At 67.9% G+C, this 16308-nt stretch carries 10 protein-coding genes; 1 reads left to right on the top strand and 9 read right to left on the bottom strand.

Annotated features, from left to right (window positions below; genetic code table 11):
* Positions 1 to 27 precede the first annotated feature (27 nt).
* The 6 genes from RWN05_RS11910 to RWN05_RS11935 form a co-directional block, all read right to left on the bottom strand.
* Positions 28 to 561, bottom strand: a complete 534-nt coding sequence (locus tag RWN05_RS11910) for a hypothetical protein (RefSeq protein WP_314139676.1) — start codon at positions 559 to 561, stop codon at positions 28 to 30.
* A gap of 82 nt (positions 562 to 643) precedes the next feature.
* The gene (locus RWN05_RS11915) at positions 644 to 3040 is read right to left on the bottom strand and encodes a hypothetical protein (RefSeq protein ID WP_079001685.1); all 2397 of its coding nucleotides are present in this window, start codon (positions 3038 to 3040) and stop codon (positions 644 to 646) included.
* Entirely contained in the window at positions 3040 to 3318 is a 279-nt protein-coding gene (locus tag RWN05_RS11920) for a hypothetical protein (RefSeq protein WP_139205334.1), read from the bottom strand. The genes RWN05_RS11915 and RWN05_RS11920 overlap by 1 nt, the downstream gene beginning before the upstream one ends.
* 132 nt (positions 3319 to 3450) lie before the next feature.
* A complete protein-coding gene (locus RWN05_RS11925; RefSeq protein ID WP_314139678.1) occupies positions 3451 to 4776 on the bottom strand; it encodes a hypothetical protein in 1326 nt (441 codons plus the stop codon).
* A gap of 128 nt (positions 4777 to 4904) precedes the next feature.
* On the bottom strand, positions 4905 to 5393 hold the full coding sequence (locus tag RWN05_RS11930) for a DUF6121 family protein (protein ID WP_079001681.1): 489 nt from the start codon (positions 5391 to 5393) through the stop codon (positions 4905 to 4907).
* Positions 5394 to 5395: 2 nt separating this feature from the next.
* Positions 5396 to 6430, bottom strand: coding sequence for a hypothetical protein (locus tag RWN05_RS11935; RefSeq protein WP_314139679.1), 1035 nt, complete (start codon positions 6428 to 6430; stop codon positions 5396 to 5398).
* Positions 6431 to 6691: 261 nt separating this feature from the next.
* Between RWN05_RS11935 and RWN05_RS11940 the strand changes: the two genes are divergently transcribed.
* Complete coding sequence (locus RWN05_RS11940; RefSeq protein ID WP_314139681.1) at positions 6692 to 7687, top strand: amidase domain-containing protein; 996 nt, start codon at positions 6692 to 6694, stop codon at positions 7685 to 7687.
* A 96-nt stretch (positions 7688 to 7783) separates the two neighbouring features.
* Here RWN05_RS11940 and RWN05_RS11945 read toward each other — a convergent pair whose 3' ends face one another.
* The 3 genes from RWN05_RS11945 to rpoB form a co-directional block, all read right to left on the bottom strand.
* On the bottom strand, positions 7784 to 8554 hold the full coding sequence (locus RWN05_RS11945) for a hypothetical protein (protein ID WP_079001675.1): 771 nt from the start codon (positions 8552 to 8554) through the stop codon (positions 7784 to 7786).
* Positions 8555 to 8726: 172 nt separating this feature from the next.
* The gene (locus RWN05_RS11950; RefSeq protein ID WP_064296730.1) at positions 8727 to 12608 is read right to left on the bottom strand and encodes a DNA-directed RNA polymerase subunit beta'; all 3882 of its coding nucleotides are present in this window, start codon (positions 12606 to 12608) and stop codon (positions 8727 to 8729) included.
* A 45-nt stretch (positions 12609 to 12653) separates the two neighbouring features.
* Positions 12654 to 16145: a DNA-directed RNA polymerase subunit beta gene (gene rpoB / locus RWN05_RS11955; RefSeq protein ID WP_064296731.1), complete on the bottom strand. Its 3492-nt coding sequence runs from the start codon at positions 16143 to 16145 to the stop codon at positions 12654 to 12656.
* Positions 16146 to 16308 lie beyond the last annotated feature (163 nt).

A 16308-nucleotide genomic window follows, 5' to 3' on the forward strand; every position in this document is an offset into this window, starting at 1 on the left:
GGCGACTGAACGCGGCACCGCTCGCGATCAATCGCGGGTCGGGCGGACGATCTGTTCGGGATCGTCGACCGTCGAGGGCTCCGGCAGCGGATCGAAGAGTGCCACCGCGAGCTCGACGTTCGAGCAGTCGAGCTCGGGGAGGTTGACCGTCGACGTGACGATCCTGGCACCGTCCACCCGCTCGAGCCGGTACTCGATGCCGCGCGCACCCGGAGCAGCCGGTGCGGTTCCCGCCTCGCTCGCCCATCGCTCGGCGACGCAGCCGCGAACGGACGTGTTCTCCTCGTCCGGTCCGCCCGTCACCTCCACGGGAGCGAACGGGAGCGGGCCGGGCAGGATCTCGGTGCCGCCGCTGTTCGTCACCCGGTCGCGAGCGGCACCGTACAGACGGGACCGCAGGTCGTACCCGGTGGTGGTGGTGAGCTCGGAGAGCGAGAAGTCGTTGCGATTCATCGCGATCGCCTGCGCCTCCAGGGAGGCGCGGACGGCCACGACCCACGGGTCCGCTTCGAGGGGTCCCTGCGGCGCCGCAGACGCCCAGACGACCGTCGGAGCGGGCACCGGCTCGTCATCCATCGGTGTGCAGGCCGCGAGTGAGCCGAGAGCCAGGGTTGCAAGGGTGACCGCACCGATCACCCGCGCATCAACCCTCCGCATCCGCCTGGTACGCGTCGAACGCGTTCGACGCGTTGGTGGCGATGGAGGCCAAGGTGCGGGTGCTTCCGGAGGCGGGGTCGATGATGTCGTCGAGCGCTTCCCGGTTGTCCTGCACCCAGTCCCACCAGACCTCTGCGTCGTCCGTCGTCGGAGGGACGAGCCCGTCCGGCGGCGAGAGCTCCATGAGCGTCTGGGCGACCCCGATCTGGGTCGCGCGGAAACGTGCATCGCCACCGTCTTCGAGCTGTGTGAGCAGATCGTCGTGCGAGCCCGCCCAGGCATCGCCCGCCGCACCAGTCGCGGCATCCGTCAACTGGCCACGGATGTACCCGATACCCTCGCTGGCGATCTTCTCGGCGATCGCGTCACCGAGCGTCCCTACGAGCTTGTCGAGCCCCGGGATCGGCAACATGCCGACTCCGGTCTCGACGACACCGATGGCCGATTGGACGGCCTCGTCGTGTCGGGTGGCTTCACCGAGGTCGACTCCGGCAGTGCTGCCGTCGAGCACGGCCTGCAACGTCGACACCCGGGTGGCGGCGTCCACCGGGTTGTAGAGACCGAGCTCCGCGGCGCCGAGCACGGTGTTCTGGTAATCGTTGACGACGGCCTGCAGCGCCTCGGCACCGCCGCCGTTGCTCCCGGCCAGTCCGAGGATCCGAGCGAGGGCCTCGGGTGAGAGGTTGGCATACACCCGCGGGTCGCCCTCGATGCCGAACGGGTTGATCGACGTCGTCGGATCGGTGACACCATCAGGGTTCTGGCCTCCCACCATCGGGTACTCGACGAGTCCGGGCATCTGCGGGGCGAGCGCCTCGACCAGTTTGATACTCCCCAGCTCGCTGAGGTTCTCGCTGACGAAGTGTGGGTTGCCGGCGACGTAGCCGGCGGCATCCTCGGTCGCACGAGGCTCGCCGATGAGCCGGGCGATGACGTCATGACTCAGCGTCGACGCCTGATCCCAGGCCTCCGGGATGTAGGCGTTTCCGTCCGCCGGACCGCCCGGAATGGACTGTGCGCCCTCCCAGAGGGCGAGGACGCCCTCGAACCCGTCGAGGCTCGAATCGCGACGCCCGTACCAGTACTCCAGGCGGTTCGCCCCGAGGTCGTCGGAGCCGTAGGGCTCGTCCGGGTACAGCGGCGCGTCGCGGTACGGGTCCTGCTCCGTCGAGGTCAGCCAGTCCATGGCGGCCTCGGGGTACTCACCCAGCGTGCTGAAGACCCGCGAGGTCCAGTCGCCCAGGCGGTTGACGTCGTAGCCGGCCTGCTCCGCCTCGGCGAGGCTGAGGAAGCCGCCGGGGCCCATGACGCCCTGTGCGGGTCCGTACATGCCCTCGTGCGCGCCGGGCAGACCGCGCTCCATCTCGTCGGCGATGTTCGCGAGACCGACCGTCGTCGTCTCTCCGATCGGGTTGTCCTGTTCGTCGCCGAACAGGAACGCGAGGCTCGTCCAGCTCTCCGTGCCATGAACGGACGCGGAACCGTCGTAGAGCTCCTGCGCGAAGTTCTGGCCGACCGCGTCAGTCCAACGCTGGGATCCGACGGACAGACCACCGCGGACGGACTGTGCAAGGAGCAGCGCCGCTGCCGGGGTCATCCATCCGTTCGCACCGGCGTCGTCGATCCGGCTGATGAGCGAGATGAGGTCCTCGCCGCCGAGCGCCAGATTCATCTGCGCCATGACGGACGGGTCGTTGCCGTAGAGCGCGTACAGCGACTGCAGCTGTGCCGCGAGATCGGTCTCGAACGTGCCGTTCCCGAGTTCGGCCGCCATCTCCGCCATGCCGCGGGCGACGGCGGACGGGGTGAGGTCGGATGCGGAGGTGATGCCGATGGCCGCGAGGGCGGCCTGCTGCCGGTCCCAGTTGTCACCACCCGGTGAAGACAGCGCCGACGCGAGCGCATCGTCGGCGGCCTGGCGCTCTTCCGACAGGGCGTCGAGGAGGCGCTGCGCGCTCTGCCGATCGGCGACGGCCGCCTGGTGGACCTGGTCGCGCTGCATCTGCTGCTCGGGCGTCGGCCCACCCATCGGGTCGAGATAGGTCTGGTTGGCGGAGATGTTGGCCTGGAAGATCATCTCGGTGTAGCTCGTCGCACGGGTCTTGATGTCGTCGACCGTGGTCGTGTACGTGGCGATCGCGTCGCGCACTGCGGCCATCGCCGGGGTGATCGCGTCGATCTTGCCGATGGGGGTCGAGAGGGAGGACACCCAGGCGGTCGCGGCGTCGCCGCTCCAGATGGCGTCTGAGATGCCACCCTGAGCGGTGACCGCGACCGTGCGTGCCTCGGTCAGACTCGTCTCGGTCGTCTGAATGGTCGTCGCAGTGGTGCCGAGCGCGCCAGAGTCGATCCGCCCCGGATCGTCAGCAGTCCAGTTGGCCATCAGCCCTCTCCTCCCGGGTTCAGTTGTGCGTCGGTCTGCTCCCAGGCGGTCACGATGTCGCTCGCCGCGCGACCGGCCTCGACCATCGCTCCGCCGGCGAGGGCCACGTGCACGGAGATGTACATCGCGAAGCTCTCCGCCGCGGCGGTCACCGTGCTGCTGCAGCTGCCGGAGAAGTCGAGCGGGACGTTCTGCGGCAGGCCGGACCCGCTGGGTGTCAGTGGTGCGGCGACGGCCAGGATCTGGTCCCCGTCGACGACGAGTGGTTGCTCGCTCATCATTCCCCTTCGTGACACCGGCGCAGTGGACCTGCGCCGCCCGCCGATGGCTCCTCAGCGGGTACGTCGTTCAGCGTAACCGAGAGCGCGGGTGACGACGATGGGGAGCACTCCCCATGCCCCGGAGGCCCGTCAGCCGACGACGACGCGGATCGGGAACTCGCCGATCCCGATGGTCGACCCGGCTTCCGCGACGTAGGCCTCGCCCGGCTGGCAGACGGTGACCGCGCCGGACGCGTCCGTGATCGTCGTGCCGTTCGTGGAGTGCAGGTCCGTCACGCGGAGCGACCGTCGTCCGGGTACGACGACCGTGTGCGTCTTCGAGACGGACATGCGCGGGTCGACGAGCGAGCGCAGCTCGGCGTCGGGCTGTTCGGGCCGCGCCGCAGGGTTGCGTCCGAGCAGGATCGGCCCGCGGAGCGGGATGCGCTCGCCGTCGGGCAGCTCGAGCGCGAAGTCCCCCGCTCGCAGCGATGCGGAGACGACCGTCGCGCCGAGGTCGGCATGGACCGGCGCCTGCTCGGTGGCGCGCGTTGAGGCACCGGCGGGCGCGTCGGGCGCTTCCGGGGCGATCGGAGCGCCGGCGATCAGCCCCGGGGGCACGGTGATCTGCAGCTCGGGCGGGACGGAGGACGTCGACGCGGCCGGAGCGCGCGTCTGGGCGGGCGCTGCCTGCGGCTCACGGAGCGGTGCTGCAGGAGTCGGTGGCTCGACGACGACCGGCGACGACACGGGCGCGGAACTCGACGGGGTCGACTGTGGTTCGGGAGCCCCTGTGGCGGGAGTCGGGACCCCGATCACCGGTGCCTCGGGAACGGCGGGTTCGGGGGCCGGAGGCTCGGCTGCCGGTGTGTCGGAGGCCGGCGCCGGATCGGCATCCCTCGGGATCGCGACGTCGGGAGCCGTGGCAGGGGACGGGGTCGACGCGTCGGTCACCGTCTGAGACCAGCCCGCGGAGACCGCTCCGCCCATGACGGGCATGTTCGCGAGTGTCGCCGCAGGCCCAGCGTCGGCGCTGGTCGGTGCTTCCGCCGGACGCGGAGCGAGCTCGGTGCGCGTGCCGTGCACGCGCAGGGTGGCGGACGCGCCGGGATCGGACTCCGAGACCAGCTCGGCGAGCGCGCGCAGGAAGCTCAGGAACGGCTCCTGTCCGAGCAACGAGCGCTGACGCCGGCGCTTCTGGACGCCGTGCTGCATGATGAAGGTCGCCGCCGCCGTACCGCGTGCGGACGGGGCGGTCGTGATCGCGAACGCGAGCTGTGGCGCGGGGTCGTCGACCGAGACGACCCGCAACCGGATGTCCGCGCTCGTCCCACCGTCGATCGCGACGTAGTGCCTGGTCTGCTGAGCATCCTCACCGGAGGCGGCGACCGCACGTTGGACAAGGGCGACGACGTCGTCGGCGGTCCCCGCGAGGTCGAGATCCAGACCGGTGTCGGTCAGGTCGGGTGATCTCATCGGTGGTTCCTCCCCAAGCGCCGTCGGCCGACGACGGCAACGGATCGATTATCGCCTACGCCGTCGCCCTCGTGGGGAGGGACGGGCGGCGCACCTCGCGAGCGGCCCCGGGTGGACGTCGCATCGGCTCACCGCGCGTCGTGCTCCCAGGGCCAGCGCGGGGTCGGGCGCCGCCCGGTCGACGAGGTCGCGACAGCGGCGGCCGCGAGGACGATGACGAGCGCGAGCACACCCACGGTGACCGAGAACGGTCCGGTCAGCGTCGTCACCGCGAAGGCGGCGGCGTCCGCTCCGTCCCGGCTGGCGATCGCGTCGAACACGCCGCCGCTCACCCCGTAGGCGAGCCAGGCGAGGAGCCCCGCGAGGACCGCGGAGCCGACCGAGACGCGCAGCGGTGTGCGGCGCGTCTCACGGATGATCGCCCAGAGGACCACGATCGTGGCGACCACGACCATGAGCGGACCGGTCAGCGGGCCGGCGTCCCGGTCGGTCACGACGTCGAGGTCCGCCAGCAGGCTGATGAACCCGAAGGCGCAGACGACGAGCGCCACGTAGGTGACCGCTGCGAACGGGGCGACCCACCAGGGGCCACGTGCTCCGTCCGCGTCACCGGTCATGCTCAGCGGGCGGTCGTCGGTCCGGCTTCGAGGACGCGCTCGTACTCGGCGCGGGCCTCGAGGTTCGCCTCGCGCACCTTGCGTCCGCGTGCCGCGATCCAACCACCGAGCCAGACGGGGATCTCACGGGCGACGACGAAGGCGAGGACCGGCCCGAAGGTGAAGGCGACACCGGTGACCTCGGCGAGGATCTCGTCGATGCTGAGCGTCCACGCGCGCTCCTGGATCAGGAACCCGCCGACCCACGCGAGGAAGACGACCAGGCCGATGATGAAGCCGCCGAGCACCCAGTGCACCCAGCCGGAACGGTTCACGATGGTCGCGGTGACGACCCAGGCCAGGAAGAAGCCTGCGGCGGCCATGAGGAACGGCCAGCTGGTGGCGATCTGGATGAGGTTCTCGACGAACGTGCCGTCGCCTTCCAGCACCAGCTGAAGGCCCGCGACAGCGGCCGCGTAGAGGCCGGCGAAGATGATGGTACCGAGGAGACCGATGAGGATGCCGAAGCCGCGGTTGCCGCGGACCTCCGGCTCGGACGGCGCCTGGACGTACAGCGGGAAGGCCTGCTGCTGCTCGGTCTCTGCGGCGGTGGCGGTCGCGGTCGCGCCGGAGCGGGCGACCGGCTCGTAGGCTGCCGCGGGGTACGGGTGGGCACCGGTGTCGGCCTGCCGGGTGGTCGAGGTCGAGGTCGGGGTACCGGCGGTGTCGTCATCGTCGAAGTCGATGTTCGAGTACGCGCGCTGCGGCGTGTGCGGCTGGTAGGGACGCGTCTCGCGCACCCCGGCGTCCGAGGCCGTGTCGGCGCGGTCTGCGACCCGGCGGTCGTCGACGACCGGGTCCGCCCCGACGCCGTCCGCCGTGGTGATGGTGTCCTGCTGCACGGTGTCCTCGGAGAGGATGTCCCGCTCGGCCACGGGCCGCTCGGCCGCGGGCTGTTCGGCCGCGGTCGTGGGACGCGCGGAGCCAGACGCGGTCTGGGCAGCCGCCGGAGTGCTCGGGTCGGTGGGCGATCCGGGCTCGGGGTTCTGGGTGCTCATCGCGTACTCCTTCGGCGGAAGCCAGTTCAGGAGCGCCCTCACGGCGCTCCGCTCGCCACGGTAGCAAGCCGGGACGCGGATGCCCGGCAACCTCGCCGGGACTCGCTCACTCCCGTCGACCCGATTCAGGTCCGATTCATATCCGGAGGAAACGGTCCCCTCAGCTCCGTGCGGTTGGGTGGGAGCTCGAACAGCCATCTGTCGGATCACTGCCGATCCCGCGACGCCGATCCCCCATGGCGTATCCCCCGGAAAGGCCCCATGCCCGAGCAACTCCCCCACGACCGTCACGTCGATTCCCGCTCCCCCTTCAGGCGGCTCTCCTCCCGCTACCGCGCCCTCCCCCTGCGCGCGCGACGCGTGGTCGCCGGCACCACTGCCGGAGCCGTCCTCCTCCTCGCCACCGCGGTGATCACCCCGATCGCGCTGCAGCACTCCGACGCGACCGGATCCGAGCCGGCCGCGCAGGCTCTGGGCGGGACGACGTCCACGGTCCCGGCCTCCACGGTCAACGCCACGGCGGTCACCGCGATCTCCGCCACGACCGGATCCGTCGCAGGCGGGAGCACCCTGACCGTGAGCGGTGTCGACGTGGACGGCGTGACCCGCGTCGTGTTCGGCGAGGAGGAAGCCCGGATCCTGTCGGCGACGAGCACCGAGGTGACCGTCGCCGTGCCGGCAGCCACCGGCTTCTCCCCTGCCGACGTCGGCATCGCCGTCTACGCGGACGATCTCCGGGTCGACGGTGATGCGCTGAGCTACAGCTACGACATCACGAGCCCCGTCGACGCGCAGATGGCCTACGTGTTCACGCACTGGAACGACTACAACCTGGCTGAATACGGCTCCCTGGTCGACACCGACTGCGCGAACTTCGCCAGCCAGAGTCTGCTGGAACGCGGGTGGACGATGGACGAGGACTGGTGGGCCGAGGGGACCGGTGACGACTTCGACTTCTCGAAGGCCTGGGTCAGCTCGACGTTCTTCATGAACTACGTCGAGGAGCACCCCGACCTCGCCACCGCTCTCGACGACACGCAGCGCGACCAGGTCAAGGTCGGTGACATCGTGCAGTTCGACTGGGACAACAGCGGGGACCGCGACCACACGGGCATCGTGTCGAAGGTCGAGACCACCGACGCCGGCACCCAGGTGTACTACGCGGGACACACCGACGACACCGACTACCGCACCGTGGACGAGGCGATCACCGTCATCCACCCCGGCGCCTCCGTGTACTACTGGAGCATCGCCTAGCCACCGTTCTCCGACCCTTTCTCAGGAGTCCGGCGGCGTCTCCAGCCCGTGGTTGCGCGGCGCGCCGTGCACTTCCTGAGAACGGTCGCCCGGCCGTCAGGCAGGGAAGAGCGTCGAGACGATCGCCTGTGTCCAGCCGCTGATGGTCGTGTTCGACCATCTCGTGGCGATCCACGTGCCGTCCCGCACGAAGTGACGTTCGCCGTACGTCCCGGCGTCCTCCGAGACCTCGGTGAAGCACATCGTGCCTCCGGTCTCCTCGGAACAGGTGAAACCGGCCTCGTTCATGCGCGCGACCACCGACGCCTGGGTCGCAGCGTCGATGGAGAGGACGTTGGTGGTGATGCCGACGTCGCCGCCACCGCTCGCCTTCACCAGGGCACAGTTCAGACGGTCGGTGTTCGAGGAGATCACGGCCACGAGTGCGCTGTCGTTCGAACCGAAGAAGTCGGTGGCGAGTTCCGGCAGTGACCACTCCGGATTCAACGCGAGGAAGCCGTCCGAGGTCAGTGAGTCGATGTAGCCGGCCGGGAAGAGTTGCGTGCACTCGGTCGGACGCACCGGCGCCGCGGGCGTCTCCGCGGCGTCGGTCGCGGTCGGAGCAGGAGAGGAGCCGGCGGTCGCCGTCGCACTCGGTGTACGGGTCGAGTCGGCGGCAGGGGTACCGCCCGGGCCGACGACCAGGAGCCCGATGACCACGACGAGCGCGATCGCCAGCACACCGGCGAGCACGCTCAAACCGATGACCACGCGATTGCGCTTCCGCCGGGGTGCCGGAGCACCGTAGCGGACGTCTGGCTGCGCCGGAGTCGCGTCCGGCTCGAGCGGCTGGAACTGGCCGGTGGGCTGCTCGGGCTGATCACTCATCGGACCAGCATGTCGTGCGGAGACCCGCCACACAACTCACCGGTACTCGATTCGTTCGCCCATTCCTGGGCAAACGAGCGCTTGTTCGCCCAGGAATGGGCGAACGAACGACGGAGGGCCCGTCCCGATCGAGAAACGATCGGGACGGGCCCTCCGGGTGAGTCGTTCAGCCCTAGTTGTAGTTACCCGGGGTGAAGTCGTCGGAGCTGAAGCTGTCGAAGTCGACGAAGCTCAGGTCGGACTCGTTGAACGCGCCGTCCTCACCGAAGATGCGGTTCGGGTAACGCTCCGCCTTCGCCTCCTCGGTGGCCTCGACCGTCACGTTGCGGTAACGCGCCAGGCCGGTACCGGCCGGGATGAGCTTACCGATGATGACGTTCTCCTTGAGGCCGACCAGCGGGTCGCTCTTGCCTTCCATCGCGGCCTGCGTGAGGACACGCGTGGTCTCCTGGAAGGAAGCGGCCGACAGCCACGACTCGGTCGCGAGGGACGCCTTGGTGATACCCATGACCTCCTGGCGAGCCGATGCGGTGCGACGACCCTCCGACACGGCCGAGCGGTTGAGCTCGGCATAGCGCAGGCGGTCGACGAGCTCGCCGGGCAGCAGGTCGGTGTCGCCGTGGTCGACCACGGTCACCTTCCGCAGCATCTGGCGCACGATGACCTCGATGTGCTTGTCGTGGATCGGGACACCCTGCGAGCGGTACACGCCCTGGACGCCACCGACGAGGTGCTTCTGGACCTCGCGGACGCCCTGCACGCGCAGAACCTCCTTGGGGTCGACCGCACCGACGTGGATCTTCTGACCGAGCTCGACGTGCTGTCCGTCCTCGACGAGGAGGACCGCACGCTTCAGCACCGGGTAGACGACCGGCTCGTCGCCGTTGTCGGGCGTCAGGATGACCTTACGAGCCTTGTCGTTCTCGTCGATCGTGATGCGACCGGCGGCCTCGGCGATCGGGGTCGCACCCTTGGGGGTACGAGCCTCGAACAGCTCCTGCACGCGAGGCAGACCCTGCGTGATGTCGTCCGCCGATGCCGAACCACCCGTGTGGAAGGTACGCATCGTCAGCTGGGTACCGGGCTCACCGATCGACTGGGCCGCGATGATGCCGACGGCCTCGCCGATGTCGACGAGCTTGCCCGTGGCGAGCGAGCGGCCGTAGCAGGCTGCACACACACCGACGGTCGACTCGCAGGTCAGGACCGAGCGCACCTTGATGTTCTCGACACCCGCGGAGACGAGCTTGTCGATGAGCACGTCACCGACGTCCTCGCCGGCCTCGGCGACGACCTCACCCTTCGGGCCCACCGCAGCAGCGGCCAGCGAACGGGCGAACACGGAGTTCTCCACGTTCGGGTCGCGCACGAGCTCACCGGAGCTGTCGACGTTCGCGATCGCGAGCTCGAGACCCTTGGTCGTGCCGCAGTCGTCTTCGCGGATGATGACATCCTGCGAGACGTCGACGAGACGACGCGTGAGGTATCCCGAGTCGGCGGTACGGAGCGCCGTGTCGGCCAGACCCTTACGAGCACCGTGGGTCGCGATGAAGTACTCCGCGACCGACAGGCCCTCACGGTAGGAGGAGATGATCGGGCGAGGGATGATCTCACCCTTCGGGTTGTTCACCAGGCCTCGCATACCCGCGATGTTGCGGATCTGCAGCCAGTTACCACGAGCACCCGACGACACCATGCGGTTGATGGTGTTGTCCGCCGGGAAGTTCGCGCGCATGGCCTCGGCGACCTTCTCGGTGGCCTCCGTCCAGATCTTGATGAGCTCCTGACGACGCTCGGCATCCGTGGTCAGACCCTTGTCGAACTGGCTCTGGACCTTGGCGGCCTGCTTCTCGTAGCCCTGCACGATCTCGCGCTTGTTCGGCGGGGTCAGGACGTCGCTGAGCGCAACGGTCACACCGGAACGCGTCGCCCAGTGGAAACCGGCGTCCTTGATGTTGTCGAGCGTGGCCGCGACGACCGTCTTCGGGTACCGCTCCGCGAGGTCGTTGACGATCGAGGACAGCTTGCCCTTGTCCGCCACGTCTTCCACGTAGGGGTAGTCCGCCGGCAGCGCCTCGTTGAAGAGTGCGCGACCGAGGGTCGTCTCGACGAGTGCGACACCCGAGCCCTCGTAGCCCTCAGGACCCGTGCCCTCGGCGAACGTCACGTCGGTCAGACGGATGCGCACCTTGGCGTTGAGGTCGAGCGAGCCCTGGTCCTTCGCGAGGATGGCCTCGGCGACGGACGAGAAGGCACGGCCCTCACCCTCGACACCCTCCTTGAGGGTGGTCAGGTGGTGGAGACCGATGATCATGTCCTGCGTGGGCAGGGTGACCGGACGGCCGTCGGACGGCTTCAGGATGTTGTTCGACGCGAGCATCAGGATGCGCGCCTCGGCCTGGGCCTCGACGGAGAGCGGGAGGTGGACAGCCATCTGGTCGCCGTCGAAGTCCGCGTTGAACGCGGCGCAGACGAGCGGGTGCAGCTGGATGGCCTTGCCCTCGACGAGCTGAGGCTCGAACGCCTGGATGCCGAGACGGTGCAGCGTCGGCGCACGGTTCAGCAGCACGGGACGCTCGCGGATGATCTCCTCCAGCACGTCCCAGACCTCGGGACGGCTGCGCTCGACCATGCGCTTCGCGGCCTTGATGTTCTGAGCGTGGCTCAGGTCGATCAGGCGCTTGATGACGAACGGCTTGAAGAGCTCCAGCGCCATCTGCTTGGGCAGACCACACTGGTGCAGCTTCAGCTGCGGGCCGACGATGATGACCGAACGGCCCGAGTAGTCGACGCGCTTGCCGAGCAGGTTCTGGCGGAATCGACCCTGCTTGCCCTTCAGCATGTCGCTGAGGGACTTCAGGGCACGGTTGCCGGTACCGGTGACGGGGCGACCACGACGACCGTTGTCGAACAGTGCGTCGACGGCCTCCTGCAGCATCCGCTTCTCGTTGTTGACGATGATCTCGGGAGCCCCGAGGTCGAGCAGACGACGCAGACGGTTGTTGCGGTTGATCACACGACGGTAGAGGTCGTTGAGGTCGGAGGTCGCGAAGCGGCCACCGTCGAGCTGCACCATCGGGCGGAGCTCCGGCGGGATGACCGGGACCACGTCGAGGACCATCGCCGCCGGCGAGTTGCCGGTGATGAGGAACGAGTTGACCACGCGCAGACGCTTGATGGCGCGGATCTTCTTCTGACCCTTGCCCTCCGCGATCTGGTGGTGGAGCAGCTCGGACTCGGCCGCGAGGTCGAAGGACAGCAGGCGCTTCTTGACCGCCTCGGCACCCATGTAGGCCTCGAAGTACAGGCCGAAGCGGTCCTGCAGCTCGTGGAACACGGAGTCCTCGGGCTTGAGGTCGCCGACCTTGAGGTTGCGGAAGTCCTCCCAGACGCGCTCGAGGTGAGCGATCTGCTCGTCGTAGGACTTGCGGGTCTGGCTCATCTCCTTCTCGGCGGCGTCCTTGGTGCGGCGCTTCTGCTCGCTCTTGGCGCCTTCCTCCTCGAGGGCGACGAGGTCGTCCTCGAGCTTCTTCAGGCGGTCTGCGATGCGCGAGTCGCGCTGGTCGCCGAGGGTCTTGATCTCGAGACGGAGCTCGTTCTCAAGGCCGGGCATGTCCTGGTGACGTGCGTCCTCGTCCACATCGATGACCATGTAGGCCGCAAAGTAGATGACCTTCTCGAGGTCCTTGGGCGCCATGTCCAGCAGGTAGCCGAGGCGCGAGGGGACACCCTTGAAGTACCAGATGTGCGTGACCGGGGCGGCGAGTTCGATGTGGCCCATGCGCTCACGGCGCACCGACGACTTCGTGACCTCGACACCGCAGCGCTCGCACACGATGCCCTTGAAGCGGACCCGCTTGTACTTGCCGCAGGCACACTCCCAGTCGCGGGAAGGACCGAAGATCTGCTCACCGAACAGACCGTCCTTCTCGGGCTTGAGGGTGCGGTAGTTGATGGTCTCGGGCTTCTTGACCTCTCCGTGCGACCAGGCACGGATGTCGTCTGCGGTGGCCAGACCAATGCGAAGCTCGTCAAAAGTTGTGACGTCGAGCAATGTATCTCCTATGAAAGGTTTCGTCAGTCTCTACAGTGGTCAGGCTTAGATCTCGTCGATGGACGACGACTCGAACCTGGAGGAAATGTTGATCCCGAGCTCCTCGGCGGCGCGGAACGCGTCGTCGTCGGTGTCGCGCAGGCTCACCGCGGTGCCGTCGGCCGAGAGGACCTCGACGTTCAAGCACAGCGACTGCATCTCCTTGATGAGCACCTTGAAGCTCTCGGGGATACCCGGCTCCTGGATGTTCTCGCCCTTGACGATGGCCTCGTACACCTTGACGCGGCCGAGGATGTCGTCGGACTTGATGGTCAGGAGCTCCTGGAGCGCGTACGCGGCTCCATAGGCCTCGAGGGCCCAGACCTCCATCTCACCGAAGCGCTGTCCACCGAACTGAGCCTTACCACCGAGCGGCTGCTGCGTGATCATCGAGTACGGACCCGTCGAACGCGCGTGGATCTTGTCGTCCACGAGGTGGTGCAGCTTGAGGATGTACATGTAGCCGACCGAGACCGGTGCCGGGAACGGTTCGCCGGAGCGGCCGTCGAACAGACGGGCCTTTCCGGAGGAACCGATGAGGCGGTCGCCGTCGCGGGTGACGTTGGTCGAGTCGAGCAGACCGGCGATCTCCTCCTCGGAGGCGCCGTCGAACACCGGGGTCGCGACCTTGGTGTTCGGCTCGGCCGAGTGCGCGGCAGCCGGGAGCTTCTTGGCCCAGCTGGGCTTGCCCTCGACGTTCCAGCCCTGCTTCGCGATCCACCCCAGGTGGATCTCGAGGACCTGACCGAAGTTCATTCGACCGGGGATGCCGAGCGGGTTGAGGATGACGTCGACCGGCGTGCCGTCCTCGAGGAACGGCATGTCCTCGACGGGCAGGATCTTCGCGATGACACCCTTGTTGCCGTGACGGCCGGCGAGCTTGTCGCCCTCGGTGATCTTGCGCTTCTGGGCGATGTAGACGACCACACGCTGGTTGACGCCCGAGCCGAGCTCGTCGTCGCCGTCCTGTGCGTCGAACACCTTGACGGCGATGATCGTGCCGGCTTCACCGTGCGGGACCTTCAGCGAGGTGTCGCGGACTTCGCGGCTCTTCTCGTTGAAGATGGCGCGGAGCAGGCGCTCCTCGGCGGAGAGCTCGGTCTCACCCTTCGGCGTGACCTTGCCGACGAGGATGTCGCCGGGGCGGACCTCGGCACCGATGCGGATGATGCCGCGCTCGTCGAGGTCCTTCAGCAGCTCCGGGCTGACGTTCGGGAGATCACGGGTGATCTCCTCCTTGCCGAGCTTGGTGTCGCGGGCGTCGACCTCGTACTCCTCGATGTGGATCGAGGAGAGGACGTCGTCCTTCACCAGGTTCTGGCTGAGGATGATCGCGTCCTCGAAGTTGTGACCCTCCCACGTCATGAAGGCGACGAGGAGGTTCTTGCCGAGCGCGAGCTCGCCGTTCTCCGTGGCGGGGCCGTCGGCGATGACCTCGCCGGCCTCGATGCGTGCACCCTCGGAGACGATGACGCGGTTGTTGTAGCTCGTGCCCTGGTTGGAGCGGTCGAACTTGCGCAGGTAGTAGGTCTGCGTGCCACCCTCGTCGAGCTGGATGGTGACGGACTCGGCCGACACCTCCTGGACGACGCCGGCCTTGTCGGCGGTGACGACGTCACCCGCGTCGATGGCTGCGTAGCCCTCCATACCGGTACCGACGAGCGGCGAGTCCGACATGAGGAGCGGGACGGCCTGACGCTGCATGTTGGCACCCATGAGTGCGCGGTTCGCGTCGTCGTGCTCGAGGAACGGGATGAGGGAGGTCGCGACCGACACCATCTGGCGCGGGGAGACGTCCATGTAGCCGATCTCCTCGGACGGGATGAGGTCGACCTCGCCGCCCTTCTTCCGGGCGAGGACGCGGTCCTCCTGGAAGTGGCCGTCGCTCTTCAGCGGAGCGTTGGCCTGCGCGACGATGTAGTTGTCCTCTTCCATCGCGGTCAGGTAGTCGATGTCCTCGGTGACCCGGCCGTCGACGACGCGACGGTACGGGGTCTCGATGAAACCGAACGAGTTGATCCGCGCGAACGATGCGAGCGAACCGATGAGGCCGATGTTCGGGCCTTCCGGGGTCTCGATCGGGCACATGCGGCCGTAGTGCGACGGGTGGACGTCTCGCACCTCGACGCCTGCACGCTCACGCGACAGACCACCGGGGCCGAGCGCCGAGAGGCGACGCTTGTGGGTCAGACCCGCGAGCGGGTTGTTCTGGTCCATGAACTGCGACAGCTGCGAGGTCCCGAAGAACTCCTTGATCGCGGCGACGACGGGGCGCACGTTGATCAGGGTCTGCGGCGTGATGGCCTCGATGTCCTGCGTGGTCATGCGCTCGCGGACGACGCGCTCCATGCGGGACAGACCGGTGCGGACCTGGTTCTGGATGAGCTCGCCGACGGCGCGGATGCGACGGTTGCCGAAGTTGTCGATGTCGTCCGTGTCGAGACGGAGGTCGACGGGCTTGCCGTTGCGGACACCCGGGAGGGTGGCCGTTCCGCGGTGCAGGGCGACGAGGTACTTGATCGTGGCGACGATGTCGTCGGTCGTCAGGACGGAGTCGCTGAGCGGCTTGTCGAGACCGAGCTTGTTGTTGATCTTGTACCGGCCGACCTTCGCGAGGTCGTAGCGCTTCGAGTTGAAGTAGAAGTTGTCGAGGAGCGCACGCGCGGCCTCGGCAGCGACCTGCTCGCCCGGACGGAGCTTGCGGTAGATGTCGCGGAGCGCGTCCTCCTTGGTGAGGATCGTGTCCTTCTCGAGGGTGAGCTCGATCGACTCGTAGCCCTTGAACTCCTCGAGGATCTCCTCGCTCGTCATGCCGAGCGCCTTGAGGAACACGGTGACGGACTGCTTGCGCTTGCGGTCGATGCGGACGCCGACCTGGTCGCGCTTGTCGATCTCGAACTCGAGCCAGGCACCGCGGCTCGGGATGACGCGAGCGGAGAAGATGTCCTTGTCGGAGGTCTTCTCCTGAGCCGACTCGAAGTACACGCCCGGGCTGCGGACGAGCTGCGAGACGACGACACGCTCGGTGCCGTTGATGATGAAGGTACCGCGCTCGGTCATGAGCGGGAAGTCGCCCATGAAGACCGTCTGCGTCTTGATCTCACCGGTGAGGTGGTTCATGAACTCGGCCTCGACGTAGAGCGGGGCCGCGTACGTCTTGCCGCGCTCCTTGCACTCGTCGATGGAGTACTTCTCGGGCTCGAGGTACGGGTTGGCGAAGGAGAGCTGCATCGTCTCGCCGAGGTCCTCGATGGGCGAGATCTCCTCGAAGATCTCGTCGAGGCCGCTCTTCGTGGGCAGGTCCTGTCGGCCGGCCTGGGTGGCTTCTGCGACGCGTGCCTTCCACACGTCGTTGCCGACCAGCCAGTCGAAGCTCTCGGTCTGCAGAGCCAGGAGGTCTGGAACCGTGAGCGTGTCGGTGATCTTCGCGAACGAGAGGCGGGATGCTCCGCGGCCGTTCTTGGGTGAGTTGGTGGTTGCGTTGCGCGCAGCAGCCAAGGGGATAACCTCCGGAGGCCTGTTGGGGGCCGAGTTACTGGTCGTCAGTGGAGTTACTCACCAGAAAGAGAACATGTGGCGGGTTGGACCCGCACACCAGCCGACCGCAATATGAAGGCATAGAGATTCTGGGAGCGCAAAGAACAACTATATGCCGGAATCT

It is taken from the genome of uncultured Plantibacter sp., from assembly GCF_963518075.1.
Lineage (GTDB): Bacteria > Actinomycetota > Actinomycetes > Actinomycetales > Microbacteriaceae > Plantibacter > Plantibacter flavus_A.

What these genes read in the sequence shown, in the direction of transcription:
- RWN05_RS11915 (WP_079001685.1), bottom strand. Translation starts at nt 3,040, where the DNA reads ATGGCCAACTGGACTGCTGACGATCCGGGGCGGATCGACTCTGGCGCG.
- RWN05_RS11920 (WP_139205334.1), bottom strand. Translation starts at nt 3,318, where the DNA reads ATGAGCGAGCAACCACTCGTCGTCGACGGGGACCAGATCCTGGCCGTC.
- RWN05_RS11925 (WP_314139678.1), bottom strand. Translation starts at nt 4,776, where the DNA reads ATGAGATCACCCGACCTGACCGACACCGGTCTGGATCTCGACCTCGCG.
- RWN05_RS11930 (WP_079001681.1), bottom strand. Translation starts at nt 5,393, where the DNA reads ATGACCGGTGACGCGGACGGAGCACGTGGCCCCTGGTGGGTCGCCCCG.
- RWN05_RS11935 (WP_314139679.1), bottom strand. Translation starts at nt 6,430, where the DNA reads ATGAGCACCCAGAACCCCGAGCCCGGATCGCCCACCGACCCGAGCACT.
- RWN05_RS11940 (WP_314139681.1), top strand. Translation starts at nt 6,692, where the DNA reads ATGCCCGAGCAACTCCCCCACGACCGTCACGTCGATTCCCGCTCCCCC.
- RWN05_RS11945 (WP_079001675.1), bottom strand. Translation starts at nt 8,554, where the DNA reads ATGAGTGATCAGCCCGAGCAGCCCACCGGCCAGTTCCAGCCGCTCGAG.